The sequence below is a fragment of the Mesorhizobium sp. M0152 genome (genome assembly GCF_040322415.1).
Lineage (GTDB): Bacteria > Pseudomonadota > Alphaproteobacteria > Rhizobiales > Rhizobiaceae > Mesorhizobium.
Genome location: NZ_JAMYTH010000057.1, coordinates 1 through 25,382 on the forward strand (window position 1 = coordinate 1; position 25,382 = coordinate 25,382).

Consider the following 25,382-nt stretch of genomic DNA (forward strand, 5'->3'; position numbering starts at 1 on the left):
ATCGAAAGCCTGACTCCAGCACCGCGGTGCTCAGGTGCTCATGGCCGCCGGATACGCACGTCTGCGGTCTTCACCGGATGGGTACCTCCATTCTGGCACTCGAGGTTCCCGCGCGCATCGTGTTCGATCGCTACTTCGCAGGTAGGCCGCCATTTGATGACCGCAGCAGCAAGGAATTTCCCGACGCCTTCGTCATTGAGGGTCTCGCGCATTACTGCAAAAGCAATGAGATCTCGATGTATGTCGTCAGCGGAGATGCCGCCCTGCGTCGCGCCGCCGAAAGCCACGACACCCTCGTTGCGTTGCAGACCATAGAGGAGGTTCTTGCTGCCGCAACGGCCGAAGGCGGAGGGGATCTCGAAGAGATAGCGGACGAGATTTTCGCGGCCCCCGGTTTCGACCACCAACTGATGGAAGCCATAGAGGCCGACCTGGATTTCGTGAACTTCACGTATTATGGGCTGCTGACCGAGGGCGCTGTCATGGGGGCGAGGCTTGAGGAAATCGTCAGCGTCGATGACTACGATGTTGCGGCGATTGACGACGCCAAAATCGGACTGATCTTGCAGGCAAACACGATCCTTGACGTAAGGGTGCGCTATCTGGACGAAGCCGAATTGCGCGACAAGGACGATGACATTATCCCGACCGAGCTGGAGACCTCGTCACGCACTCCTGCCCGGCTCAAGCTCTATGTGTCGATCGACTTGCGGACCTTGCGCTTTATGGAGACAGAGCTACTGACACATGACGTCATCGTCGAATAGTGCCAAACGAGCCTCGATTTGGGCCCCGACAGACCCTGTCTACCGGACCGCCCCGGCACTTTTGCCGTGCCCGTCCGCATGAAACCGCCGTGCCATTCGAGACGCCAACGTATATCCTTCGACCACCTCCTGCGGCCTGATGATCTGTGAGGCTTCGCTCACGTTGCAAGAACGCGTTACCATACGCATGACCCCTGAGATGATCGCGCGCATCGATGCGTACGTGAACGTGGTGCTTGGTCCGGAACAGCTTTCCAACGGCGCGCCTTTCCGGGACCAGAGCCCGCCTCTGGGTCATAGCTGACGGAAGCAGTTTCCACCCGGCGCTGAGCCCGAACTCAACTGCGGTGAGGCGCCATGTTGGCCACAGCGTCGACTAGAACCTTGACCGCATGCACAGCCGGCCCCTCGACCAACATCCCGCACTCCAGGTTAGCTGCCTTTGAACGCCGGAGGAGGTTCGCCGATCCGACGTAGGCGGCGACCCCATCAGCCAGCACAATCTTTGCGTGAAAGGTCTCTTGCGAGAGGTCGCCGCCGCCATAGTCGATGATGCGCGTGGTCGCCCTTTCAAGGCGGCGCCCCGCCTCTGCGCAGCTGCTGAGCTGCGACGCGTCCCTGATGACCAGGATGCGCTCGATTGCCTCCGTCGTCTCGAATAGTTCGGCGGCCCAGGCCGCCCCTACCTTGTCGACGTAAGGGATCATCACCGTGAATCGCTGGCGCGCCAGCGACGCGAGATGCCTGAAGGCGTCGGTTGTGGGCGTCAGGGTCACGTAATCACTTGCTATGTCGGCGGCGAGCGCATCCGCCAATCGACTAGGCGCCGGTGGCATCGTCACAACGAGCCTGGCTGTGGCTCTCGGGGAAATGAATACTTCGTTCGTCATTGCGCCAAGGCCGCGTCGAAGAAGCCGACCAGGTCGGGCGCCGATCGGGGTTCCCATTCCGGTCCTTTGCCGCCCTTGAGGACGGCGCGCGACAGCAGGAGGTTGGATGCAATGCAGCTCACCTCGGATACCATGACGCATGCGGGGCAAGCGCCGCCCCTGGCGTCGCATAGGCTACCTGATCCACATCGCAACATGCGTGGATCGATTGCGCGGCGCAGAAACTCATCGGCGTGGTTGCGCCACATTGCGGAGATGTTGCCAAGGTCAGGGGTCATGCCTTTGCGGTAGATCACGAAGGCAAGGTCCGCCGGGAAGATGTGCTCGCCGATGCCATCGCGGTCGACGCCCGACGAGTCGGCAAGCGAGTGCATCATCTGGTGCGACAGGGTGTGGAGAAGCAGGTAAACATACGCCGGCACTGTGCGCGGATAGCCTCCACTGCCCTCTCGGTCCTTGAACATTTCGAGGAACGGGCCGAAGTCCTCGTAGCGCTCCAGATAGCCTCGGCCGAGTCCATCGTCGGGCACGTCGGTGACCATGTTGGCCTTAAGCCAGCGGGTCACTCTGGCCTCATCCAGCTTGAAATAGAGTGCCTCATTCTGCTGCTGGGTCACATATATCGGTCGCTTGGTGCCTTGGATCGGCAGTTGGTCGAACGCCTTCAGGCGCACCGGCATGTCGACGCTCGTGCCCTGATGCTCTCGCTTGTAGACGGGCATCGCGGAAACTCGCGTGAAGCCGAAACTGAACTCGCAGATCGGCAGATTGCGGACGATCACAAGGCGCTCTACGCCCAAGTGCTTCAGGAGGTTTCCGATATTGGCCTGGTAGCGCGCCTTGCGCTGGGGATCGTTGACGACGTCGGTCAAAGTGATGTCGGGCTCCATCACGTCGACCGCCGCGTGTCGGGCCATTGCCTCTTCGACATGCTCGCGCAGGAAAGCATCGTGCTGGATGGTGAGCCGGATCGGATCATAGCGGCGTGTCCAATCCTCACGCTGCGTGATGGCCCTCAGGACGCCTGCGCTGCCCAGCCTGCCGCGTTCAACGATGCCAGCAGCGAACCAGCCCTCGCGCAATTCGTGTGCGCTGTCGCGGTATGACCGAGCGCGTTCTGGCCGACCGCTTTCTTCCGCGCGGCGAGCCATATCGAGGAAGCTAAGATAGTCGTCCCAGTCGCCCCGGTGCGTCGGGTCGGCCTGAACCGTCTTCCGCACCTCGTCCTCCGCTGGCTCGGCGAACGGGATGTTATGAATTTGGGCCAGCTTCGCCACCAGCTCGCCGACCCGCGGCGGCGTCATCAGTTCAACGACGGCGCTATCCTGGAATTCGATAAAGCTGGTGCGCTGTGGGTAGAAGGTCGAGTTGGCCCGGTAGGACACCGGCAGCATGTTGACCTCGATCCACTGGAAGGCGCGACCGCTGGTATTCTGCTCGGTTTGCAGCCTGGCCAACACCTCGGGCTCGGCCTTCTTGAGCGGGCGTGTGTCGCCACAGCCCTCGCAGACGTAGCGCCATTCCGAGAATACCGGGGCGTCGTTGCGAAGCTTGAAGCTGGTTGAACCGCAGGTGCACATCCTGATCTGGCGCGTGCTACCGGTCTGCGGATCAAAGTTGAAGTTGAAGGGGCTGAGGGGCTGAATCTCGCCCGACCAATGCACATAGACGACGTCGACCTGCGTCCAACGGGCATCGTGTCCATTGCACTTCCTTGGCAGCGGCTGCCTCGCCTGATCCGCTATGCTCTCGTATTCACGGGTCGAGCCGCAGATGCCGCAGCGGTAGACGAGTGGATATGGGACGTAGCCAACACGGTCCGGTCCCGTCATCTGAAAATCGCCCCGCTCGATCCGGACCTCCCCGGTCCGGGAATCCCGGAAAGGGGCGTCGAGGACGAGTTCGGGCAGGGCGTCAGGAACGGCTTTCATCGCCCGATCGCGCCAATTGGTGGCGAAGTCACTCAGGTTCTCGAACACGAGATCGATCGTCGTGCGGTTGAGCTGCTTGGTGATGTCGTTCGCTAGTGGGACGGACCGGCATATGCCCTTTCCTCCCTCCCACGTCATAAGCACTCCCGGCGCATAGGAGCTGGCGAGCTGGACCCTCGATCGCGACATTGTCGGCGGCTCTAGCACGTCCGGCTCGCGCCTTGCACCGCCGAAAGCCGACGGCCGCCGGTTCGATGTGCGCCAGTCTCCGCCTGTGCCTTTACCCTCGCTCATTGCCGCCTCCGTCTGCGTCCATTTCTGAGGCTGTGCCGCGTTGGGTCCTAATCGCGCGCATCACCTTGGCTAGATCCTGCCGATCAACATCGGTGGATCGCCCCCGCGCCAGTGGATCGCGCGCCGCCGCCACGATGTACCCCGCCTCATCGACGTCGCGCAGTGACGTCATCGGAGGTCGGAACGCCGGGAGGTCGTCCCAATAGTCGCGCAGGCTGGCGATCGTGCCCCGGCTCGAGATGTCGCGTACGAACGTGTCGACCTGCTTCTCTACCAAGGCGCGGTAGAAGTCCTCGTAGTGTGGCGCGCCGAGCTGTGACGCACCCTTGCCGGCGAAACCACTGGCCCGCAGCATGAACCCGCCCAACGCCTCGCAAAGCGCGACATGGTTGCGCTGTGCCAAGGTGGCGAACCGACTGATCTGGTCCATGTGACTTACCTCTGCTTTCCGGCCATCGTCTTGCGCCAGAAATTCCCGCGCCTCGCGCAGCATGGCCCAGGCCTGAACATACGAGGCCATGGTCCGCTTGATTGCGTTCTCTGCCCATCGTTCGACGGCGGGTGGTGCGATCATCCGCTCAAGGAAGCGGTGGAAGATGTCATGGGTCTCGATAACGTAGCGGTCGCGTCGGTTCTGGGGCGTCGGTAACAGCATCACGAACCCTACATGTGAACGGCCGACACGGCTCGAGGCCTGGATGTACTCGGCGATGTCGGAGGGCAGGCCGGCGAAAAACATGCTGTTGAACCGGTCCACGTCCACGCCATGGCTGATCGCCGATGTGGCGACAATGTTGCGGAGGGTCGTTGCAATGTCGGGATAGTCGCCGCCCGCGAACGATCTCTCGGCATCCTCCATCACCGCTTGGATGTCCTTCATATCGATCCCACCCGAGATCAACCGGCTTTCAAACGCGGCGTGGCTGCGCCCGATGCGCCTATGTTGATGTTCAACCGCCGCACCCAACGCATCGATAATTTGGTCGCCACCCTTCTTGTTGGTGACATAGGCGAGCGCAATGCGATGGAGGTCGACGAGCGCCATGATTTCGCCGGCACGACCTTGGGCGACAGCGCGATCAATGGCCGCGCGATGCCAATCTCCGGTCGCGCCCGGAGAAACCGCGTCCCGGATAGCGGCAACGGCCGCGGGGCAGCTGCCCTCGTCGAGCATTCCATCCCATAGCGCGGTGATGATGCTGTGAAATGCCGACAGTACGCCAACGGTCGTGACCGTGTGGGTGGCGTCGTTGGTCATGAGGGATACGTAGAGACGCATCCACGGCGCTGTTTGCTCAGGCGCCTGCGCGAACGGGAGAGATGCAGCGAGCGCGACGCGCCCTTTGTTGCCGGCTGGCGGCGCTGCAGGTTCGGCGAAGAACGAGTGGTAGAGATCTGGCCCTGGATAGGGAAAGCGGAGAGGCACGCGCTGATAGAGTGTCTCGAGCTGGCGCCCAGGGGCCGAAATGGTGGCAGTCGCCGCGATGACCTTGGGCATTCGCGGCGCGCCCCATCCGTCACCATTCCAACGGCGCGCGACCTGGAGTCCGTCACCGGCCATCTCGGCCACGTCCTCAAGGATCGTCTCAAGCAAGGTGTCAAACAGCCCGCTGAAAGTGCCAAGACTTTCCTCGAGCAGGTGCGCCTCGTCTTGGATAACGAGCGAGGGGAACGGGTCGTGGAAGACACGCCTGCCCTTGGCGTACGCGGGGAAGACGTTGAAATTGGCGTCTTCGGCGGGGTCGCGGCGGAGGTCATCCTCGCGTCGCGGTGTGTCGAGGTTGCCCCACCGGTCGATTCGACGGGCCAGACCGAACATGCCGAGCACCTTGCTGATCGTGGCCGTGTGCTGGCCCAGCATGGCCAGCTTGTCGACGGTCCCAAGCACGATCGCGGGTGCTCGAGCGTAAATTGCATCATCGGTCAGCAGGAACGGCAGCGGATGCCGTCCGCCATGCTCCCGATTCCAGTCGCAGCCGTCGTTGAAGCAGACGATTACCGCCCGCTTACCCAGCGGGCCTTCGCCCTCGTCACGCCTCAGCCCGGTTGGCTGGCCGCATACCGGGCACTCGGGGATCTTGTCATAAGCCTCGCGCGCCTCGACGTAGCGCCGACCCTGTGCGCGCTGTTCGTCATCTCCCGACTCGCCGTCAAGTCCGCTGTCGTCGGCGAACTCCCGATCGCTCGCCAGTGGGATGTCAGCGCGGAATGCGCGATAATGGTTGGGCGTGTTCTGGTTTCCGACCCAGAACCCCATCTCGAACGGCCAGTCCCCCACTGCGTGCCAGCGACGCACGAGTTCGGCCCGCACCACCAGCTTGAGGAGACGCTGCGCCTGCTGAAGCGTCAGCAGGCGCAGCGGGTAACGGATCATGGCCGTTATGCCACGATCTTTTCCGCGCAATCGGTCGAGAAACATGGCGAACAGCAGCGTGCCGTAGAACGCCTCGGACTTGCCACCTCCGGTGGGAAAGTACAGCAGGCTGACGCCGTCCTCGTCCAGCATGGGATCATGGTACTCCCGCCACTCTTTGATCCGAGAGCTGAATACCGGGATATGGGCGAGGACGAATGCCATCTGAAACAGTCGCCAGCCTCGCTTGGGGTCGTGCGCGTCGCGCAGAGCGAAGGCCTCGTTGGTCATGGACCAGGCGCGCCAGGGGGCGGCCTTGGGCTCGAGGGCCTCGCGATCCGCCCCGGCGAGCCCTGATAGCATTTCATATGATTTTTTGGACGCGACCAGCATCTCGACGCCGCGCTCGATGTAGCGGGCCTCGGCGCGCTGTGCGGCAATATCCTTTCGCAGTCGGGCGGCCTCGATCTCCGCATCGGCGCGGTCGAGCCCCGCCGTCACCGTGTCCTTAAGGCGAACCTCTTGCTCATCGATCCATTTAACATAGGCTCGCGGCAGCTCGAACAGCTTGGTCGCATCGAACCCAGGGTTCTTGAGGATCGCGAACTGGAACGGTACGTCGATCTGGCGAGCGACGATGCGCGGCTGAGCAAAGCGCGGCGCGGCCGTGGTGGCGAGATGTAGTTCGCCGGCGGCAACGTCGGCGTGAATGCCGCAGTTTAGGCCGATCGCAGGATAATCAAGATGGTCGCGGAAGCGGTAGGACGGTTCAACGCGGTCCAGCCGAAGGGGTCGGTGTGCGGTCTGGGGCAGGGTCAAAGAAAGACCTGCGCCAAACACTGTGTTGCACCGACCGTGCGCATCTCGTGGCGTCGGCTCGGGCGACTGGTTGTCGAGCATGACGCGCAGCGACAGCCGGCGCGGGTCGAGGAAATCTGCCTGCCGCTCCACCTTCAGCACGACTCGCGAGAGATCTGGCACAACGCGAGCGCGATCGACCGGTTGGGCGGCTAGCGCGGCCATTGCAGCGGTCCACCTTGCCTCGTCGAGTGTCTCGCCCGGCTGCACCGTGGCGTCACGCCATGCTTCGGTGACCCCGTTGCCGGTAACCCATGCCTCGAGCTGCGCGCCGACCGCGTTTGCGAGGCTCATGTTGTACGCATCGACCGTCCCGATCAGCGCTGAGTCGTCCGCATCGGTGGCAAACTCCATAGTTGGAAGCGCAAGATCGAGCCGACGCCATTTCCCGGGTATTGGTGCCGGGTCGACATGGTGCAACGGTATTGCGCGGCTCTCGCGCACAAGGCGCGCAATCGGTGCCGGCTGAGCGATGTTGTCGTCAGGGGTGTTGGGATCTTCGACCACATTGTCGGGCGTTGGCTCGGCGTCCGGTGGATCGGGTTCTCCGGACAGCAATTTGATGCCGTGCGCCGCATACGCCTTGGTCCGGATCCCCGCTAAAATCTGCGCACGCTGCGCACGCACCTTCGAACGCTTCGCCTCGTCCATTCCCTTCCAATCGGGACGATCAACTCCGGCTGCCTGCAGCGCTGGCACGCGCTCGGTTCGGATCGCGTCGTCAATCTGCTGCTGGATGCTCTTGCGCAGTCTGAAGTCGAAGTCGAGTTCTCCACCGCCGGCTACAAGGTCTTTCCAGAGGGGGATGACGCGTACATAGACCGAGAACCGCGGCGTGACGCGGATAGTCGCGCGAGTCCCGGCGCCCACGACAAGGTCTACGCCGACCGCGGCGATCCGGATGTCCGATGTCTCGTCCACGACGCCGCCAACATCGAACCGTGGGAGCAGCTGCCCGGCGAAGACCCCCCGGCGGGGCGAGCTGCCGAGAATGGTGCGCCCGCGCTCGTCGCCACCGCTGACTCTGGCGACGAGTGCGTTGACCAACGCGTCGCACACTGCCTCCTTGAGCTCGACGTCGATTTCACCCAGCTGCTTGTCCGAATGTCCCTTCACGTCACCTCCAAGCTCCGTGTGTCCGCCACGGTAGCCACGTGTTCTTCGGCCATGGCCCGGAGTGCACGAATGTCATCACTCCGGTCGCGATTGCTGGCGAGCGCGGCATGAGGGTCTGTCAGGATACCACGGAAGGCGTCGTGGAAGATGTTGCCCGAGCGCAGGCGATGCGAGCGCTGCGCGACCACTGCCCACAGCCAGAAGCTCTCCGCCAGCTTAGGGCCTATCCCGAGCACGCCGGTGAAACGCATGAACGTCTCGCGATCGTGCGGCGCGTGCGGCACCACGTCGTGGAGTGGCTTGTCGAGCTCGTCGTCAAGATCGACCCAGTAGCGCGCGGTTTCGATTGAAACACGCGGTTCACCCATCCGCGACACGATGACCCGCAGGCGTTCGTTGACTGAATCTCCGACCGTGACGCCGAAGCGGTTGGCGACCTGCAGATGGTATTCGCGAATTTCGGCCGCGGCGGTAGCGCGGACATTTACGAGCGTGCGCGCCCGCTCGACAAAGCCCGGTCCTATCACGCAAACTTCTTCGCCCTTGCGAACCTGCGAGGCCGGTCGCTCGATGAAGGAGGTCGTCGCGGCGCTGTCGTTACGCAAGACGATGCCTGTCGACGCACGTGCGATGATGCGCTGTCCATTATTCATGATTATTTCAACCAGACGGCGCTCGCCTCGAGAACCTCCGCTGAGGTCGACCACCGACCCCGGCGGGAATTCGATGTCGTCGGTCGGCATCTCGGAATCGAGCTGCACCGCGTGTCGCCCAATCTCGCCGACGCGCGCGGTCGCTCGAGCGGCGAACGCTTGGAGCCGGACTGCAAGCGGGGCCACGTCGATTTCCTGCGCCAGCCGGTGGGCGTCCCTGGCCGCAAAAGCAAGCGTATCCGCGTCAGCGAGAATCACGACCTGCTCGGGCAGCCACGGTTCGGCCAGCGTTGCCAGGATCTCAGATCGCGTCGGCGCGACAACAATGGCTCGCTTGAACTGATTGCGCAGTGAGCTGGGCATCGCCGTGATGGTGCTTAATACCCGCGCGCCACCAAAGCGGATAATCCCGTTGTCGAGCCGTTCCGTCAGTCTTGAATGCGCCGCCGCCAACCGGTCCGCCGCGAACTCGGCTACCATGTCGGAGCGGAAAACAAAGGCTGACCGTGAACTAGAGCGAAGCGCCGGCTGTATCGCGTCTGCTAGTAGAGTCGACATCGGCGTCGCCCGCTCAAGGGAACGCATGATGCCAGTTGTCTCAGCAGTGACCTTCGTCTCCGCATCAGCCTGGCTGGCAAGGCTGCGAGGGTCGGAGAGGGACGCGACATCTGCCGCAACGCGATATGTCGCCAGTCGATCATTCGCCGTCGCAGTCGATGATTCCCGCTCGAGAAATCGGCTGAGATCGGCGATCGATCCTGGCAGGCAGGCGGAGCGCCGAACTGTGGCGATCATGTTTCGCGCCGTCTCGGCCCCGCCCGGATCTCCCATCTCCGATAGCCTGTGGGCGAGCCCACGAAGCCGCTCGATATTCCGGTCGACGTCGCCGAAGAAGCCGTCGACTTCTATTCGTGCGCCGCCCTCGAACTGTGGTTTCGGCAGGTTGGTGTCCTGAACGATCCCGGTGGTGGGCGAGTAGACGACGTGTCCCACGGCGGGCGTCACTTTGGCTTTGCGTCCCGGTTGTTTCGTCCCAAGCAGCTGAAATCGAGCAGTTTGGTATGTCCACGGATCATCCGCGAGCACGAGAATGCCGGCGGTGGGATGGACCTCCCGCATGCAGCCGACTATGTCCGCAGCGTGCTTCAGCCAGTTCCATCCCAGCCGGTCGCGTGCATTCCGCGAAAGGTCAAGAATCAGAAAGTCGGGCGCCCTCGTGATCGCCCGCAGCTCCACGCCGAGCCGATCCCCGGCTCGGATGGTGTAGAGATAGTATGCCGCCTTTAAGGGGTTGTCCGCGTCGCCCGACCGCTTGTGCGTCGCGATGTCTGTTTTGCTCCGCGTTCGCCAGAGCACCGAGCTGTTAGAAGGTCGCTCTCCTCTCGGTGGACCGTGCGGCACTATCTCGTCGAGGATCGGATGCTGGAACTCCGCATAGTCCCGACCGTCCATAGCTCTCCCGGTCAGCTTGCGGACACGCGCCAGAACTTGGTGGTAGTCCTTGGCAGCGTCGCTCACCGCATCAAGATAGCGCTTCAAGTGGTCGAAGTGCACCTCGCCCATACCGTGCCGATCAACCTGCACAGCGCGTGACTGCGCGTGCGTGCTCCGGGCATAGGGGAATACGACCGCACGCACTTCGTCGGCTCTTTTCCGACTGAGCGAGCGTTCGTTTTTGATTGTGATCTCGACGGGCTCGGCGCTGCAGATGGCGCCGATCGATAGCAGGGAGACGATCGCCGATGGCGACATACGTGTCGCGGGCCACGGCATGATCACCTGGGTCGACCCATCGCTCGCCACTTCGGCAGCTGAGCGGACCAGCCGCTCATAGGCCGGCGTGAGAACGACCGGCTCGGGGGATCCAAGTCGATGTAGCGGCTGCCCGGCAAGAGCCTCCATGTACCCCTCGACGTTCCGGGGCGGTCGCTTGATAGGTTCCGGGACCAAGACCGTGTCCGCCGCTCGGCGCGAGGCCATCGACGCCATCTTGGAGGTGAGGCCTGCCCGCTTGTCGAGCTGCGTTTGGCGTTGCGAGGTCCGGTCCTTAAGCTCAGCGCCCGGCGCACGGTCAAAGGGTCGATACCGCGCCATCAGGCCTCAACCGATTCTGGCTGGCTGTGGTACGCGGCCAACGCCGCGGCTTCTGCATCTCCGTGGGCCTCGCGAAGCGCTATAGAGAAGGCCGTCGGCGTCGGAAGATCGAGTTTCCGGAGTAGCGTCACAGAAACCGCGGCCGTTCCAGAGACACGGCGGTATAGCTGATCGACGGCACTCGTGTTGAGCAGCTTCACGGCAAGGGCCAGCCGTTTGGGGCTCTCGGCGGTGAGAACGATCGTATGATTTTCAGTGACGAAGCCGCCCCATCGCACCACAATTGCAGGATCGACCATTGCCGCGATAAGCCGTCGTGGCTGTTTGTCGTTTGTCGTGCGCTGCATGACAGCCGCAGGCGTCCGGACCACGGCTGCGCTTGCTTCAGCGAAGGTAACGAAGTCCATCTTCGTACCCTGCTTGCCTGCGGGTCGGCACACCTGCCCCGCTCGAACGTTCTTCGCCCACACCAACGGAAAGCCGTCCAGGTGTCCGAGCTTCGTCACAAGCCGGGCCCCTTCACGGTTCCAGACGAAATATCCTGCCTTCGCGGTTACGCCATAGTCGGCCAGCGTCGCACCCCCGATCGTTTCAGGGTCGACCGGCGGCAGTGGCCAGGTGTCCTCGGACTTGGCGGGAAGAACCTGCGCGACAACGGTCGCCGTCGGCACCGTCGTGCCAATGATTGGGAACCGGACCTTCACATCCGGGCGATGTGCCTTTCCCTTCCGTGCTATCAGCACACTGATGTCTTGGGCCACGTCAAGGAACACGCCGTCGCGACCCGCGATCGAGCCGATGGTAAGGACCTCGCCTTGGGACCGAATGAACTGGCGCATGCGATCATAGAGCGGGCCAGACCGGAAGCTCGACGGGATGACGAGCGCAACGATGCCGCCGGGCTTCGCATTGCGGAAGCAGAGTTCGGCAAATAGGGCATACTTGTTTATGTGCCCGCTATGGGCGACCCGCCGCCACGCATTTCCGCGGACCTCCTCCATCGACATTCGGCCGTACGGCGGGTTCGCGATGACCAACCCATAGGAGGCCGGGATCGGCACGCGCAGCGCGTCCCCTATCAGGATCACATCCCGCGGTAGGGGTGCCTTCAGCCGTTCGGCTATTAGTCTGCGTGACAGAGTTGCAAGACCCACATCGATTTCGATGCCGTTCAGCCGGTAGGCAACCTCGCGTGCGGCAAGGCCCGCCGAGGTCATTCGCCCCGCGATTGTTGAGAGGAAGGCCGCGCCACCCGCCGCCGGATCAAGGACGTCATCGCTAGACAAATCAAATCCGGCTTCAATGGCGAAATCGACGACGGCATCTGCAACCGCTGGGGGGGTAAAGTAGGTGGCTTGCGACCGCCGAACCTTAGCTGGCAACATTAGCGTGTAGAGTGTTCCGATCCAGTAATGACGCTCGTCGACTGGGAGAGCATGGAGAGCCTTTCGGAATGGCTCGAGCCGCTCGTCCGCGCCGAGATCCGCAAGCAGATCGAGGCATGCATCGGCACGCGCATGCGCTGACGTCGCCTCACGCGCCAAATCTCGCGCCGCAAGGCGAGCACGGGCGAGCAGCGTCGTCTTCCTCCCCTCCGCCTCCACGCGTCCCCCCTCTTCTGACGGCATGCCGCCGTCACCAACCCAACAAAATATGTGCCGGTATTCGCATCGAATAAGACTATGCCCGCCAACCAACGTCTAGATCGGAAGTTCGTCTATCCTACCCCGCGGCTGGACAGTCTTCACAAATTCTTTGGGCCGGTGCCCAATCAAATCGCGTCCCAGCTGCGATCATTCTTCGAACAATCTCATCGTGCTGACCTCGAGCCTCTTGAACTCGTTTTGCACCGCCTCACGGGTTAGCCAGCTCTCTGGCTGGAACCAGCCATGCGTCGCGAATATGCTCAAGAAGGGGAGAGCGACGCGACGGAGCGCTCCAAAGTAATCGTCCCGCAGGTCAGTCCATTGTAGGGTCGTTGTCCTGGTAAATCGATCGTCGGCGAGCTTGCTGGAGGCGACCATTCGGAAGCTGTCCCACATGAGAACGCGGTCGGCGAGTCCACGCCAATCCATCCTGACGATGACTTGCGCGACCCCGGGTAGTTCCTGACCCATGAGACGCGCATGGGCGAGCAACGAGTGGATCGCCACGAGCGTCCAAAGCGGCGTCAGATGCTTGGGTGGTGGTGGTTGGCCTTCTCTAGACCAATTGTCGCGAAACGATTCCACGCTGACCGCGGTGCCGCATTCGTAGATTCGCCAGTAATCAAATGCGCTTGAGATCAGGCCGGTGTTTTCCACTCGCATGCCCTCAAGATAGGTGGTTTCCTTGCCACCCAAATTTGCCATCCGCACCTGCGGCGCGCGTTCCAGGACAGTGAGGGGAAGGAACGAACCCCATCCGTAATGGGCATAGCGATGCATCGCCACTGAGACCCGCTCGTTCAGCGCCCGTGGGTTCTCAATGTTGATCGGGTCGCCGTCGGCATCAACCAGGGCGTAGCCCATGGCTGAAAAGCTATCGCCTGCCTCCAATACTCGCGGCTGGTACTTGGGTTCCACCCGCCCTGCCAGAACGCGGGTCTGCTCGGTGAAATCTGCGGCCGTCTCCGATACCGCCGCGACGAGCAACTCGATCGTGCGGAGATCTGGTTGCGACCGTCCTCCCAGCGACTGGCGCAGGATTTTTCCCAGGAGGTCCACGCGATGCGAGAGGCATCGCTCCAGAAGGGCGTTCCAATCATCAGCGCTACGGATAGGCACGCTCTCGGGACCGGCCGCCCTGATGTAAACGGTGCCTTGGGATATGCCGGTCGGCCTGCCATTTGCGCCTTGCGGACCGTCTGCAATAGCGACGACAGGACGCGATCCATGCGAGGGCACCACCAGGACTGGATATGTCACTCCCTCAAACTCGGCGCTCTGGACCAGCAGTTGCAACCGCGGATCGAGATACTTCTTCACGATACTGGAGAGAGCATCTTGCCCGAACGAAGAAGACGGCAGGTCGGTGGCGCCAAGTGGCTTGCGGGTCTTGTCGTCGACGCCGAACACAAGATACCCCCCGCCATGATTGGCAAGAGCAGCGATATGGCGGGCGAGCTTAGCTTTGTGCTCGGCCTCCCCCGTATCCATCCAGGCTTTGAATTCGACGCCCAGGTTCTCGTTGGCGCCGGCAATGAGATCGGACAGGTCTGAAACGGCGATCTTGTCAGCCTCTTGGGCAGCCGCCATCACCTCAACTCCGCAACCCGAGCGCTCGGAGCCAGGCGTCGACCTGACCAAAGGCGTCCTGTTGCCACTGGTCGGCGGTGCGATCGCCCAAGATGTCCGTCTCTTGGACGAACTGTCGAACACAAGTCGGACCATAACCGTCGACCGTATCGAATTTCTCGGCGATGAAGCCGAAGCCTTTCGCGCCGCTGGCGTGATCCAGCAGCGGCCGACAGACTTCGGCTAGCGCCTCGCTACCCTCAGGGTAGTTCCGGACGCAGTAGTAGATGTCGTAGGCATCTTTCTGCTTGTAGCGGCCGTTGAGGGCATGGCCCTTCATAGCGAGCAAAGCTGGAATCGAGCAGACGGCGATTTCCACGCGGTTCGTGCCGCCCCCTGGCATGGGCCCCGTGATCGCCACCATCTGATAGAAACGCAATGCCAGGTCCGCGCCATCGGCGCGTTGCACTGCGAACTCGCTGATCAGGGGCGGCACGTTTTTGACGATTTCCGCGTCTCGCGGCATGAGGAAATCGACGACGATGTCGATCGGACCTCCGCCATCGGCAGCCGGCACTTGCCGAACGAGTTGGAAGCGCCTCAACTCGGCGCGCTGTTCATACCCGTGGCCCATGAGCGCGCCGATCAGCGTCGTATATTCGCCATCACCCAGCGCTTCGGCGTCGAGACTGAGGTCGACATCCAGCGTTCCGACGTGCGGCATGTCTTCGTTTCCGAGCAAGAGCCATGGCACGGCTCCGCCGATGACCGCGAACTTCCCCTGGAAGCTTCCCAGTATCTGGCCGATCTCGACCAGGACTGACTTCACAGCCGCTGTGGTGCGGTCGTCGTAATCGGCCGCCGATTGCGGCTCCGGAGGAGTCAGCGGTGCCATACGAGCTTCTCCTGGCGCAAATGGTCGGCGGCTTCGCGCCCACGCTCACCTGCCGCCGCCAGGTCGAGATACGTTTGCACCGAACCAGTACACATAATGCCCGGCACAGGCTCGATGGCATCCCGGAAGAGGCCGGCGTCCTTGGGCAATGTGACCAGCACATTCTCACCTTTGGATGCCGAAGACAGCTTTATCGCATCGTGCAGCCGTGCGAGCCCGTCGTCATCGGCATAGAAGTACTGCGTGCCACTTCGCCCGTATGGCGACAACCATTGTGCTGCCGAGAACGACGCGAGTATCGCTAGTCCGGCTTCCGGCCGCGCGCTAAGGGCGCCGCGCACGGCTGTCTCAAAGCCAGCTCCGTGGAGCGGCGAATAGAAGCGCAAGCGCCTCCCAGCGGGCGGTTCATAGGCCTCGCGCCAAGCCTCAAGTAATGCGTCGGGCTCGATCAATGTCAGGCCATCGGAAGATGCCTTTGCCCATTCCCGGTCGATAAGGGCGGTGCGGACGTTACTGACATGACCGAGGCTGACCGCCGAAGCTTCTGCGAGTTCAGCAACGCGCCACGATCTGTCCGGGTCTCGCAGCAAAAGCCGCAATACTTGCGCAGATTTGGGTTTGAAGAGGGATTTGAGTTCCCGTCGTTCCGCGCTCGGCTTGCTGTCGACCTGCCGCTCGATGAACACGCCGTCGAAGATAATCCTGGCGTTGCCGGCTAGATCAAGAAATCCGACCTGGTAGTCGCTGCACAGCGCCTGAGCCTCCGGAGAGAGGTACGGAGCAATAAAGATCGGTATCGCGCTCCCATCGAAATGGGCAGCACAGTTGCCCAGTTGGAGCAATCCCATACGAACATGGCGGGGCTGGCCGCTCGACTTGACCTCGCAGACGAGCGTATGCTGGCGATTGGCAACGACCACACGCGCCAGGATGTCGACGCCGCGGTCGGGGCCGCCGGCTGGTTCGATCTCGACATGGTCGACAACAAGCGCAGGGACGCGTTGCAAGAGCGCGGTGAGGGCGTCCGCCGCTTGCCTTTCCAGAGTTTTCATCGATTCCGCAGGTTTCAACATTCGCTGAAAATGGCACGTGCGTTGAAATCGCACAAGTCATTTTCACCTAAAATGTCTCGTTCAGCGAATGCTGAAAGGCAGGACTATAGTGAAATTTATCGAGACGGATGGAATATGTAACATATCCTCTTGCTGCTGACCATGAAATATGTAACATATCTCCGATCGAGGCCGCAGGAGAACCCATGATGCCCGTAGTGAGAATTAACGATGCCACCTTTGCGGATCTAAAGCTCATCGCAACTTGGTTCGGCACGAAAACGCCCGCCGATACGCTGGATCGTGTCGTGAAGGAGGCGATGGACCAGCTCGGCTTGGAGCGCGACGAGGAGCCCGATGAAGCTGTCGTCTCGAACGGCGGCGCCATACAGTTCGACGTTGCGCCCGGTCTCGCTTTCACGAAACCGTTGTCGGCGACCATCAACGGAAAGGCGATCCCGAGCCCGAGATGGTCGTCAATCCTGCTCACGATGATTGCGCAACTAAAGGCAAAGGGCCTCGAGGGAGACAAGCTTATTCGTGAACTGGGGATCCCTGCCAAGGCCGCTAAGTTCGAGGACGAGGGGTTCAAGCACCATCCTGACCTGGGTATTTCGGTCCAGGGCCAGTCGGCCTCTGATGCCTGGAAAGAGGTCGACCGGCTTGCCAAAAAGTGGCGCATCCCTGTCACGGTTGAGTTTTGGTGGCGCCAGAATCCGAAGGCCCAACATCCTGGCCGTACCGGCGTGCTCAAGTCAGCCGGTGTCTAGTAGAGGTCTGGGCGACCAAAGGGGGCGTTCTTGAGACCGATTACGGGACTACGTTGGTCTACCAATGCGCAACAGGGCTGGACGATGATCCCTGAATCAGCCGGAGCTACCCCATATGGCATTTCCTTTTGGCCGACGACTATCTGTCTGCCGCCACACTTGCTCACCGGGATCCCAAGATAGGGAAAGCCTAATTTTGCCGCATATGGGCAGGGGCCCGATTGTCGGCTTCCCTTGGTCGTCGCAGAGAAAGGGCATTGATAGGGATAAAGCTCTCGGAGGCCTATCCACTGACTCACGCGGCGTACCCTGACGTTGCCCGCTCGGACGAAGACTTCGATTGGCGAACCGGGAGCGTGGCGCTGTGCGACTTCCTAGTTCAGACGCAGCAACGGCTCATTGCAGAGAACGACGAGCAGATGCTTGTATTCTCGGCGTCCGTTCGCGCCGACATCATCGAGCAGACCGCTCGCGCTCCAGACGAGGCCACCGCCAGCTGCATCGACTGCGTAAGGTTCCTCGCGGCGGTAATCCCGGGCCAACGAACCCTGTCTTTAGGCCAGCTCGGCGACTGCTATGGTTGGGTCCTCTGGGGTATCTCACGGACCCACGATCCGGCGGCGAGGGTCAACAACGCGAACTACGCGCTACCTCCCTATGATGGGGCGCCGAAGGCACTCAACGAAGCAGTACTGCCGTTCGTGGTCGACTGGATCCACACGGCTTATCTCCTTGCGCGAAAGTTCGGCGGCCTTGACAACCACTGCCGGGATTATTTCGACTACTCGAACCGTATCGTCCTAATGGCTCTCACGGACGGCGACCTGCGCGCGGGAGTCGACGCGACGATCGCGATGGCGAACTGGGCTGCCACACGGGGACATGCCGGCGCCGAGGTTCTGACCCGAACGTTGTTCGAGCTCGCGCAGCAGGATTTCGTTGACGCAAAGACAAAGGCGCGGATTGAGATGCTCTTCCTCACGCATGCAGGGCAATGGACGGATCGCACGCCTGTCGAATGGGCGCGGCATCTGCTCATGACTCGACGCGAACACCTCAGGGAGCACGAGACCTTCCAGGCAATGGCCGTGGCGACCGACGATCTGCCGTCCTGGACGGCGAACAGGGCGGACATACTCGCCGAGATCCGTCGCCTCTCCGCCTCCTACTATGAAAGATCGTCCCGCGCCGAGGCTCTCATTTCCCTCGAGTCCCGCGCCTCGATACTGATGCCGCTGATCTACTGCCTGACGAAGGTGGGATCGGTCGAAGACATTTTGGACGTGCTTTGGGCTTGGTACGGGTCCGCGGACTGGCAGAGAGGCGACTCCAATGTACTCTTCGTCTGCCCGAACCACAGCGATGGTGTCGCTTATGTGTGGCCGACGGGACGCTGGTTCGCGCCACATGCAGACATTGGCGGCAGCCTTGAGGACCTGCTGGTCGGGCTCTCGAACGCATTGTCAGACTACTTTCGAGGCCCCGCGGGCGATCGCGTTGTGGACCTCGACGAGCGCCGCGCCGGCATCCCCGCATTCGAGAACGGCCAAGCCTTGGCCGAAGCCATGGAATGTCACTACCAGCTCCGCGGCTTAGCAGAACAACTGCCCCGTGATTTCGCACCTCGATCCATCGTCGTGCTGCCCGGTCATCGCGATCCTTTTCAGAGCCTCTTCCGGCTCGAAACAGGCAAGTTCGCCGCCTTGGAGGCCAGCCTGGCAACGGCAGCGGCGGAAAGGCCGATCGAAGTCCTGAGTGTGTGGCCCGGGGCAACCCAGCTCACCGAGCCAGAGGTCGCGTGTCTTCGCGCTACGGCGCTGGCGAGCGGTTGGAGATTGAAGGTGCGTGACGGGCAGCTGGACGCGGCTGCCTTCAAGGAGTTTTACGAGGATCCGGAGCCCGATGTGCTCTGGGTTATCGGGCATGGAGAGCAGTCGCCTTACAGTGTGTACGAGAGCGGACTCGTCATGGACGAGGGCGAACTGCTTGCGATGCCTCATCTCGCATCATTTGCGGTTCCTCGCACCGGCCGACGCCTGTTGGTGCTCAATGTGTGCAGCAGCGGGTCGGCGCAGACAATGGATGGAATGGCACGGATCGGGTTGGCGCAGGAACTCTGCTCTCCCCACCAGCAGGTCATCGCCCATCTTTGGCCGATCGACTATTACGCAGCTCTCGCCTTCGGCTGCTCCTTGGCGAGCCGACTGAGGACCGAGCCAGTAAGCGTCGCGTTCCCATCCGCCACCGATGTGATGCGAAACCAGAACGCCCTTTTGCGCGAATTGGAGGGCATAGGGCTGGGACTGTCCGCAACGGAACGACTCGCCCATGAACATGTGGCAGAGGTTCTCGACAACATTCTCTGCTGGGGATGCCCGGCGCTTTTCACATGATCTCGTTGCTGGCCGTCGGCCCAACTCATTTCTTGCCCGTTTAATCCTCGATTCTTGCGGCTATCGCCTACCGACTTCAAGGCGGGCCTGACTTCCGCCTAGATTGCAAACTTGTCGTAGCGTGAGCCTGTGATTGCGGCTTTGTGCACGCCTTTGTGGCGACCCTCGCATAGGCAGCCGGTACGATGCGGAATCGCCGTGCCGACCAGCAGCGGCTGGTCCCTAAGGCCGAGCATTACCCGTTCGGTCGAGAACGGGTAGCCGGGAGAATTGAGTTTCAGCACCTCTGCTGCGGTCATTAGTCCCGCGGCAAAGGACAGGAAGGGAAGCGCCGCATCGGGACGCTTTTCCTCGACGGTTGTCTGGTGCGCGGTGGACCCATCCGTGGCGCAGGTAGGGGGAGCGAACTTCTCGTCGGGCGGGAACACGCAGAGTGAGCACGCTTTCGCCCCAGGCACGTGCCGCATCAAGGTCGCCTGCCAGTTCCGACCCGTTGTGGCGTAGAGCTGGATCGGCGGGAATCCCATCTCGATGTGGTAGCGCACATTGAATTCGTTGGCCGCCGAGATCAGAACGTCCGTGGTGCCGGTCTCACGGAGATTCCACAACGCCGACTGATGCAAGGCGACCGGGTCGTCAGCCACGTCCTCGACACCGGCCCCGCGTAGAAAGGCGGCGACGGACTCAACCTTGGCCAGATCGATCTTGGCATCGGCATCGGTGAAGATGGGTGAGCGGGTAATGTTGTGGACCCCGACACCGTCGTGATCGATGAGGATTGCGCGGAAGTCCCTCGTTGCAAGTGCCAGAAAGTAATTGGCGGCTGACCCCACTGAGCCGAGCCCTGCAGTCATGACGTGGCCGAGAGAGATCTCGACCGGCGAGAATTCCACCCGCTTGGGGACATCGGTCCAGTCCCAAGCGTTGCAGGCGAAGGAATCGGTGATGGCGCCGAAGCGGGCGCGGAACAGATGGGCGGCACCCAACACCACGGCCAGCGCCGCGCCGATTCCCACATCCGATTCGATCGGGGATAGCGGCGACGGCCCCGTACCAATGTAGGCGTTCCACCCAGATCCGTGGATGACAGTGTTGTGGCCGTCGGGTCCGAGATGGAAGCGGAAATCGCCTGCGGCCACTTGGCGTGTGCCGTAGCTGCCGAACGGGTCGGCGGCTCTCATTCCATCAAGGGCATGCTCGACAAGCGAACGGCCGGCCCATGGAAGGCGCGGGTGGATAGCTATGTCCAGGAAGCCTACCTGCACCGAGGGTGACAGCCGTCCCAACAGGTTGCAGGCGACGAGCGCTGCCACTTGCCCATCATAACTGGCGAGGTAATCGGACGACGCGGTGATCGTGATGACCTGCGCTTGGTCGAGTGGCGACGCGCCGTAGCGACGCATGCGATCGTTCAGTCGGTCGTAAAACTGTTGCTGGTCCATGGCCCGCCTGCCGGAATGATAATGATGTCGTCGTCCGAAAGCTCGATCCAGCCGTGCGGCTTCTCCCATAGGTAGACCGCTGCGCCGACCAAGGATGGCAAATGCCGTCCATATTCAGGCAGCACGAGTGAGGCGTATCCCGGGTAACGGATCTTGGCGCCTTCGACGTCGCCATCGCTGTGGTAGGCTTGGCCCGGATGGGTGTGGACCTGGGCCACCACCTGCAACTCGAACCGCGCCGCGGCCTGCATGCAGGACACCATGGCCCGAGGCGGAACATGAAAACTGCCCGCCGTCGTCCGCGCCTCGGGCGCGAAGACCGCTACGGCAAGAGTGACGGCACCGTCGGTCCGGCCGAGCAGATAGGCGATTCCCTCATGCCGATGCTGCTGAGGCCAGACCAGTGCGGCTGTCAAGTCGGCGAGCGCATCCGTGGTCACCAGCAATCTGGCCGGCTGTGGCGAAATTGGAATGCTCTTCGGCTTTCGGCCGAGAACACGCTTGAGCCAAGCGAGGATCATGCTGCCAGCCTGCCTTCGTAGCTCTTCATCAGTTCGCAGGCGATACGCAGGGCCATGGCACCCAAGGTGCGGCACGCCCTCGTATATGCGTTGTTCTGCCAGGCGCCGATCTGCCAATCCGAATGCGGTCCGCGGGAATCGACAGTTTTATAGGCGAGGCGATTCCATGGCGCGCAGACAACGCCGTTACCGTGCAGGAAATTGCCGCCGCGCGGCGTATCTGGCCGATTGTCGATCCTACCGGTCGCCGGGTTGAACCAGTGCCAGGCAGGAGGAGTGGCGGGATAGCCGTCACACCTCACGCGCAGGTGGTAGGTCAAGCCGTCCTTAGCCGGGAGGCCGAGGACGAATGTCAGGTCATCGATCTGCTCGATTGACCAGCCCATAAGGCTGGCATTCTCCTTAATCGTGTCGAGTTCGACCTTCACCAGCAGGGCAGCGGGGGTGCTCACGATGATCAGACTCCGGAACCGGTAGCGACCATCGCCAGCTTGTACTTGCCCTTTTTGAGTCCGAAGCTCACCAAGGGCCGGTTGACCGGCTCGAGGTGGACGTCCCCGTAGTACAGCTCGAACGCGTCTCCTTCGGCGAGGTCGCGGTCCTTCACCACTTCCTTGATCACCTTCTCCACTTTGTCGTTCTTGTCGAACGTGCCGCGGAATACGCCGTTCGGCGTCGCGACCTCGAGCACGACATCGTCGTCGTTATGACCCTTCCCCGAATTCTCGCCGGGGCTTTTGTTGTCCTGGGACATTCGCCAACTCCATTGTTGTCGCCCCGAATCTGCGCAGGGGAGGGCGGAGCAAACCCCTTGGCCTCAGCGTCGTTGCATGGTAGTCCCACTTCTGGGAACACTGATTCCGATATGGCATAGCGCGAGATCAAGTGCAATAGTCGTCCCACATTTGGGAACCATTTTGTGTTGGAGCCGCGGTTTGCCATGAAGCTGATAGGGATATCGAGATTGCGCGAACTTGCGCGTCGTGCCCGTGGCGACCTTGTTGGAGCCGTACCGGCGCTCGTTGCCGAACTTGAGGCCGGGTCATGGCGTTCGATGGCTGAAATCGCGGAATTCTATCCGTTAGCCCTGATCAAAGGCATCAAGGTCCGAATCCCACTCAACGGTGACTATCGGGTCGATCTCGTCGCTGACTGCGAGGCGCAGATAGTTCTCATCGAATATGCGGGCGCGACTACTGGGGTACGCGCCACGGACAAGGCAGGGAGCAAGGTGACATGACAGTTCGACCTATACGCACTGAAGAGGACTACCAATCGGCACTCAAGCGTGCCGCTGCGCTGTTCGGGCACAAAAGCCCGAAGGACCGCGACGAGCTCGAAGTGCTGCAGGCCGTCATCGAACGCTGGGAGCGATCCCGGCATCCCATTGAGGCACCGACACCTGTCCAAGCGATCAAGTTTCGCATGACGCAGGAGGGATTGTCACAACGCGATCTGATTCCATACCTTGGAAGTAAATCGCGCGTATCCGAGATACTCAACGGTCAGCGACAGCCCACGGTCGATCAGATCAGGGCACTACATCAGCATCTAGGCATTCCCGTCACTTCGCTGATTGGCTCGTCCAAGCACGAGCCTGCGGCCGGTCCGTCGAGCACCTCGATAGCGGCCGAAGGAAAGCTCCGAAGGCTTGGCGTGATGAAAACGAAGGAGAATCTCGCCGGCTTCTTATCGCGTTCGAGGGCCTCTACTCCGGCAATCGCCATGTTGCGCAAGACCAGGACTGAGCGCACCAACGCCAAGACGGACATGGCGGCACTCGAAGCATGGTGCGCAGCCGTATTAGTTCGTGCAGGAAAGATAAATATCAAAAAAACTAAGATCGGCGATCCTGAGAAAGCGGCCCGGCAACTGGCACAGCTGAGCCTGTTGGCTGACTGGCAGGATCAGCTCGTCCCTGCGCTACATCGTATGGGAATAATATTGGTCATACTGGAGCACCTGCCGGGAACATTTCTCGACGGGGCAGCGATGTGCCGCGGCGATGGTGTTCCGGTGATTGCGCTAACCCTGCGCCACGATCGATTGGATAATTTCTGGTTTACGTTGTTGCATGAGTTTGCCCATGTGGTTCGTCACTTGAGCCCTGATAGACAGGTTATTCTGGACGATCTGGACGTGGCGAGTTCGGAAACCATCGAAGCGGAGGCGGACTTGTTTGCGCGGAACGCTCTTATTCCTCCCGCTGTGTGGAAGGGGATCAACCAGAACAGCAGCACAGAGGAGGTGTTGGACGCGGCTCAGAGAGCTGGCGTGCATCCCGCGATTGCCGCCGGCCGGTGGCGGTTTCAGCATTCGGACTATCGCCGTTTCTCCAAGCTGATCGGCCGGGGCGAGGTGAAGACCGCTTTCGTGCCGGCCTAGACTTAGTCTCAGCCGGTGGAGGGACACGAATCTCTCGTTCCATCCCAGCAACTGGCCGCGGCTACCTGATTGCTGGCGATGGCGGCGCCGCCCTTCAACGTTTGCTAGCGATAGCCTATCCTGTGCGACATGACGCTTGATCTCAATGCCACCACGTTCTGGAAGGAATTCACGTTCTCCGAAACGAGGTTCTTCCCTCGTCCGAAACAGCAGGTCGAACTGGCGGACGGGATCGTGAAGATCGGATCATTAGCCCTAGTGTTCCAGCTCAAGGAGCGGACTGAGGAGACGTCGAACCCGGAGGCCGAGCGACAGTGGTTCCGGAGGAAGGTGCTCCGGAAGGCGACGAATCAGATCAAGGACTCAGTGCGGTACCTGGCCGAGCACGAGGAGATTCGTCTCACAAACGCGCGGGGTCACGAGATCGCGGTGAAAAGGGCCGACCTCCAAGACGTCAAGAAGATCGTCGTCTTCCTCCCTGGGCGGTCGCTGCCGGCGGACTGCTGGGGGACCAAGTTCCACGCTTCGGCCACGGCTGGTTTCATCCACATCGTGGCCGCGCACGACTACCTAGGAATATTGGACAAGCTGCGTGTCCCCGACGACGTGCGGCTATACTTCGAATATCGAGAGACGGTCCTGCCGCAACTGCGAAAGGCCGGCGTGGTCGTGGAAGAGCCCGACATCATGGTCGCGTTCTTGTCGGAGATGGACTTGCCGGAGCCTCGATCGATCGAGAAGTTGCGCGCCTTCGTGCAGGACCTCGGCGCATTCGACATTTCATACATCATGCGGGACCTCCAAGGTCACATTGTCAACCCTGAAAGGAGCACGGACTATTACCGGATCATGGAGGAGTTCGCTAGTGTCCCTCGATCCATATGGCGCGAGTTCAAATCCCGGCTCGTCATCTCGCTCGAGGCCAGCAAGGCTGGAACGCCTCGTCGACCGTTCAGGTTCGCATTCCCGACGACCGATTGCACTTTTATGGTCGCAAGTATGGACCCCGACTGGCCAGTCATTGGCGAGGACGGCATCAGGATGAGAACGAACGCAGTGGAAATGTTTACCCAAGCGGCGAAGTACGATCTGAAAACTCGGATCGGCATTGGGCTGCTGATCTCCAAAGATGGCGATCACTTCCTGCTTGACTGGTGCCTCATAGACGAACCCTGGTCGGCCAACGCCAAGCTGGAGGATCTACTCTCGACGCCACTGTTTGGCCCTGCTGGCGAGAGGATGGTGGACAGCTTCCTCTTCCGTGGCGACAACGCCGCGCCTGGCACTTAAAATCTCGTCGGTGTTGGATTCGTGGTCCGGAGTGCCCCAGCCGACTTCTGCGTCAGGGTGCTGATCGCCCTGGCAGCCATTCGTGGCAAAGCCGGCGCGGGCCTTGGTTTACTCGCCCTTGCCAAGCCCTCTGGGCCGCAGCCGAAGGATCGCTTCTGGCGCGAAGCTCAAGGCGGTGAGAAACCAGACTTCTATGCGCCGATGTTCACGCTTCGTGCCTCAAAAGTCGCATAATTGGCAGACTGGAAGTTGAAAGTTCAGGACCCAAAAGGCCTCATTTCATTCCATTGAACCCGCCTTGGCCGGATAACTCTTTGCGACGTAGCTAAGAAGGCGGCTTCATAGCCGAGCGCGATGGCGAGGATGCGCTAGTCTTAGTCTAGGGGCTGTTGAGAATCATCGAGAATTGATGACGGCAGCGCATGCGTAGATCATCGCGGAGAAGTTGCGATCGGTTTTCTCG

General features: G+C 61.5%; 18 protein-coding genes. 6 read left to right on the top strand and 12 right to left on the bottom strand.

Annotation, left to right across the window (positions count from 1 at the left end; genetic code table 11):
* Positions 1-767: PIN domain-containing protein (locus NKJ26_RS30715; RefSeq protein ID WP_352699368.1), on the top strand; the 767-nt coding region annotated here is incomplete at its 5' end.
* A gap of 338 nt (positions 768-1,105) precedes the next feature.
* On the opposite strand, the gene NKJ26_RS30720 is transcribed toward NKJ26_RS30715, so the two are convergent.
* From NKJ26_RS30720 to NKJ26_RS30755, 8 genes are all read right to left on the bottom strand, one after another.
* The gene (locus NKJ26_RS30720; RefSeq protein WP_352699370.1) at positions 1,106-1,582 is read right to left on the bottom strand and encodes a phospholipase D-like domain-containing protein; all 477 of its coding nucleotides are present in this window, start codon (positions 1,580-1,582) and stop codon (positions 1,106-1,108) included.
* Positions 1,583-1,653: 71 nt separating this feature from the next.
* Positions 1,654-3,882 carry a DUF8724 domain-containing protein gene (locus NKJ26_RS30725; RefSeq protein WP_352699372.1) on the bottom strand — a complete coding sequence of 743 codons (2,229 nt, stop codon included), beginning with the start codon at positions 3,880-3,882 and terminating at the stop codon, positions 1,654-1,656.
* Positions 3,869-8,209, bottom strand: a complete 4,341-nt coding sequence (locus tag NKJ26_RS30730; protein WP_352699374.1) for a DEAD/DEAH box helicase — start codon at positions 8,207-8,209, stop codon at positions 3,869-3,871. Before NKJ26_RS30730 ends, NKJ26_RS30725 begins: the two co-directional genes overlap by 14 nt.
* Positions 8,206-10,764, bottom strand: a complete 2,559-nt coding sequence (locus tag NKJ26_RS30735) for a hypothetical protein (protein ID WP_352699376.1) — start codon at positions 10,762-10,764, stop codon at positions 8,206-8,208. Before NKJ26_RS30735 ends, NKJ26_RS30730 begins: the two co-directional genes overlap by 4 nt.
* Before the next feature lie 191 nt (positions 10,765-10,955).
* Positions 10,956-12,341: an HsdM family class I SAM-dependent methyltransferase gene (locus NKJ26_RS30740; RefSeq protein WP_352699378.1), complete on the bottom strand. Its 1,386-nt coding sequence runs from the start codon at positions 12,339-12,341 to the stop codon at positions 10,956-10,958.
* A 408-nt stretch (positions 12,342-12,749) separates the two neighbouring features.
* Positions 12,750-14,192: an AlbA family DNA-binding domain-containing protein gene (locus NKJ26_RS30745; protein WP_352699380.1), complete on the bottom strand. Its 1,443-nt coding sequence runs from the start codon at positions 14,190-14,192 to the stop codon at positions 12,750-12,752.
* 4 nt (positions 14,193-14,196) lie between these two features.
* Complete coding sequence (locus NKJ26_RS30750; RefSeq protein ID WP_352699381.1) at positions 14,197-15,066, bottom strand: nucleotidyl transferase AbiEii/AbiGii toxin family protein; 870 nt, start codon at positions 15,064-15,066, stop codon at positions 14,197-14,199.
* Positions 15,054-16,118, bottom strand: coding sequence for a type IV toxin-antitoxin system AbiEi family antitoxin (locus tag NKJ26_RS30755; RefSeq protein ID WP_352699383.1), 1,065 nt, complete (start codon positions 16,116-16,118; stop codon positions 15,054-15,056). Before NKJ26_RS30755 ends, NKJ26_RS30750 begins: the two co-directional genes overlap by 13 nt.
* 206 nt (positions 16,119-16,324) lie before the next feature.
* Between NKJ26_RS30755 and NKJ26_RS30760 the strand changes: the two genes are divergently transcribed.
* Entirely contained in the window at positions 16,325-16,888 is a 564-nt protein-coding gene (locus tag NKJ26_RS30760; protein WP_352699385.1) for a T4SS efffector SepA family protein, read from the top strand.
* Between the two features lie 356 nt (positions 16,889-17,244).
* Entirely contained in the window at positions 17,245-19,281 is a 2,037-nt protein-coding gene (locus NKJ26_RS30765; RefSeq protein ID WP_352699387.1) for a CHAT domain-containing protein, read from the top strand.
* A gap of 98 nt (positions 19,282-19,379) precedes the next feature.
* On the opposite strand, the gene NKJ26_RS30770 is transcribed toward NKJ26_RS30765, so the two are convergent.
* The 4 genes from NKJ26_RS30770 to NKJ26_RS30785 form a co-directional block, all read right to left on the bottom strand.
* Positions 19,380-20,723, bottom strand: coding sequence for a ThiF family adenylyltransferase (locus NKJ26_RS30770; RefSeq protein ID WP_352699388.1), 1,344 nt, complete (start codon positions 20,721-20,723; stop codon positions 19,380-19,382).
* Complete coding sequence (locus NKJ26_RS30775; protein WP_352699398.1) at positions 20,693-21,163, bottom strand: Mov34/MPN/PAD-1 family protein; 471 nt, start codon at positions 21,161-21,163, stop codon at positions 20,693-20,695. The genes NKJ26_RS30770 and NKJ26_RS30775 overlap by 31 nt, the downstream gene beginning before the upstream one ends.
* A gap of 77 nt (positions 21,164-21,240) precedes the next feature.
* A complete protein-coding gene (locus tag NKJ26_RS30780) occupies positions 21,241-21,696 on the bottom strand; it encodes a hypothetical protein (RefSeq protein ID WP_352699389.1) in 456 nt (151 codons plus the stop codon).
* 5 nt (positions 21,697-21,701) lie between these two features.
* Positions 21,702-21,998, bottom strand: a complete 297-nt coding sequence (locus tag NKJ26_RS30785; protein ID WP_352699391.1) for a hypothetical protein — start codon at positions 21,996-21,998, stop codon at positions 21,702-21,704.
* A 186-nt stretch (positions 21,999-22,184) separates the two neighbouring features.
* On the opposite strand from NKJ26_RS30785, the gene NKJ26_RS30790 reads away from it, so the two are divergent.
* The 3 genes from NKJ26_RS30790 to NKJ26_RS30800 all read left to right on the top strand — a co-directional run bounded on the left by NKJ26_RS30790 (position 22,185) and on the right by NKJ26_RS30800 (position 24,919).
* Positions 22,185-22,484, top strand: a complete 300-nt coding sequence (locus NKJ26_RS30790; protein ID WP_352699392.1) for a hypothetical protein — start codon at positions 22,185-22,187, stop codon at positions 22,482-22,484.
* The gene (locus NKJ26_RS30795; RefSeq protein ID WP_352699394.1) at positions 22,481-23,629 is read left to right on the top strand and encodes an ImmA/IrrE family metallo-endopeptidase; all 1,149 of its coding nucleotides are present in this window, start codon (positions 22,481-22,483) and stop codon (positions 23,627-23,629) included. Before NKJ26_RS30790 ends, NKJ26_RS30795 begins: the two co-directional genes overlap by 4 nt.
* 129 nt (positions 23,630-23,758) lie before the next feature.
* A complete protein-coding gene (locus NKJ26_RS30800) occupies positions 23,759-24,919 on the top strand; it encodes a hypothetical protein (RefSeq protein ID WP_352699396.1) in 1,161 nt (386 codons plus the stop codon).
* The last annotated feature ends 463 nt before the right edge of the window (positions 24,920-25,382 follow it).

Coding starts and splice junctions, on each gene's coding strand:
- NKJ26_RS30785 (WP_352699391.1), bottom strand. CDS start 21,998: ATGTCCCAGGACAACAAAAGCCCCGGCGAGAATTCGGGGAAGGGTCAT.
- NKJ26_RS30795 (WP_352699394.1), top strand. CDS start 22,481: ATGACAGTTCGACCTATACGCACTGAAGAGGACTACCAATCGGCACTC.
- NKJ26_RS30770 (WP_352699388.1), bottom strand. CDS start 20,723: ATGGACCAGCAACAGTTTTACGACCGACTGAACGATCGCATGCGTCGC.
- NKJ26_RS30725 (WP_352699372.1), bottom strand. CDS start 3,882: ATGAGCGAGGGTAAAGGCACAGGCGGAGACTGGCGCACATCGAACCGG.
- NKJ26_RS30755 (WP_352699383.1), bottom strand. CDS start 16,118: ATGAAAACTCTGGAAAGGCAAGCGGCGGACGCCCTCACCGCGCTCTTG.
- NKJ26_RS30735 (WP_352699376.1), bottom strand. CDS start 10,764: ATGGAGGCTCTTGCCGGGCAGCCGCTACATCGACTTGGATCCCCCGAG.
- NKJ26_RS30745 (WP_352699380.1), bottom strand. CDS start 14,192: ATGGCGGCTGCCCAAGAGGCTGACAAGATCGCCGTTTCAGACCTGTCC.
- NKJ26_RS30740 (WP_352699378.1), bottom strand. CDS start 12,341: ATGTTGCCAGCTAAGGTTCGGCGGTCGCAAGCCACCTACTTTACCCCC.
- NKJ26_RS30760 (WP_352699385.1), top strand. CDS start 16,325: ATGATGCCCGTAGTGAGAATTAACGATGCCACCTTTGCGGATCTAAAG.
- NKJ26_RS30790 (WP_352699392.1), top strand. CDS start 22,185: ATGAAGCTGATAGGGATATCGAGATTGCGCGAACTTGCGCGTCGTGCC.
- NKJ26_RS30800 (WP_352699396.1), top strand. CDS start 23,759: ATGACGCTTGATCTCAATGCCACCACGTTCTGGAAGGAATTCACGTTC.
- NKJ26_RS30750 (WP_352699381.1), bottom strand. CDS start 15,066: ATGGCACCGCTGACTCCTCCGGAGCCGCAATCGGCGGCCGATTACGAC.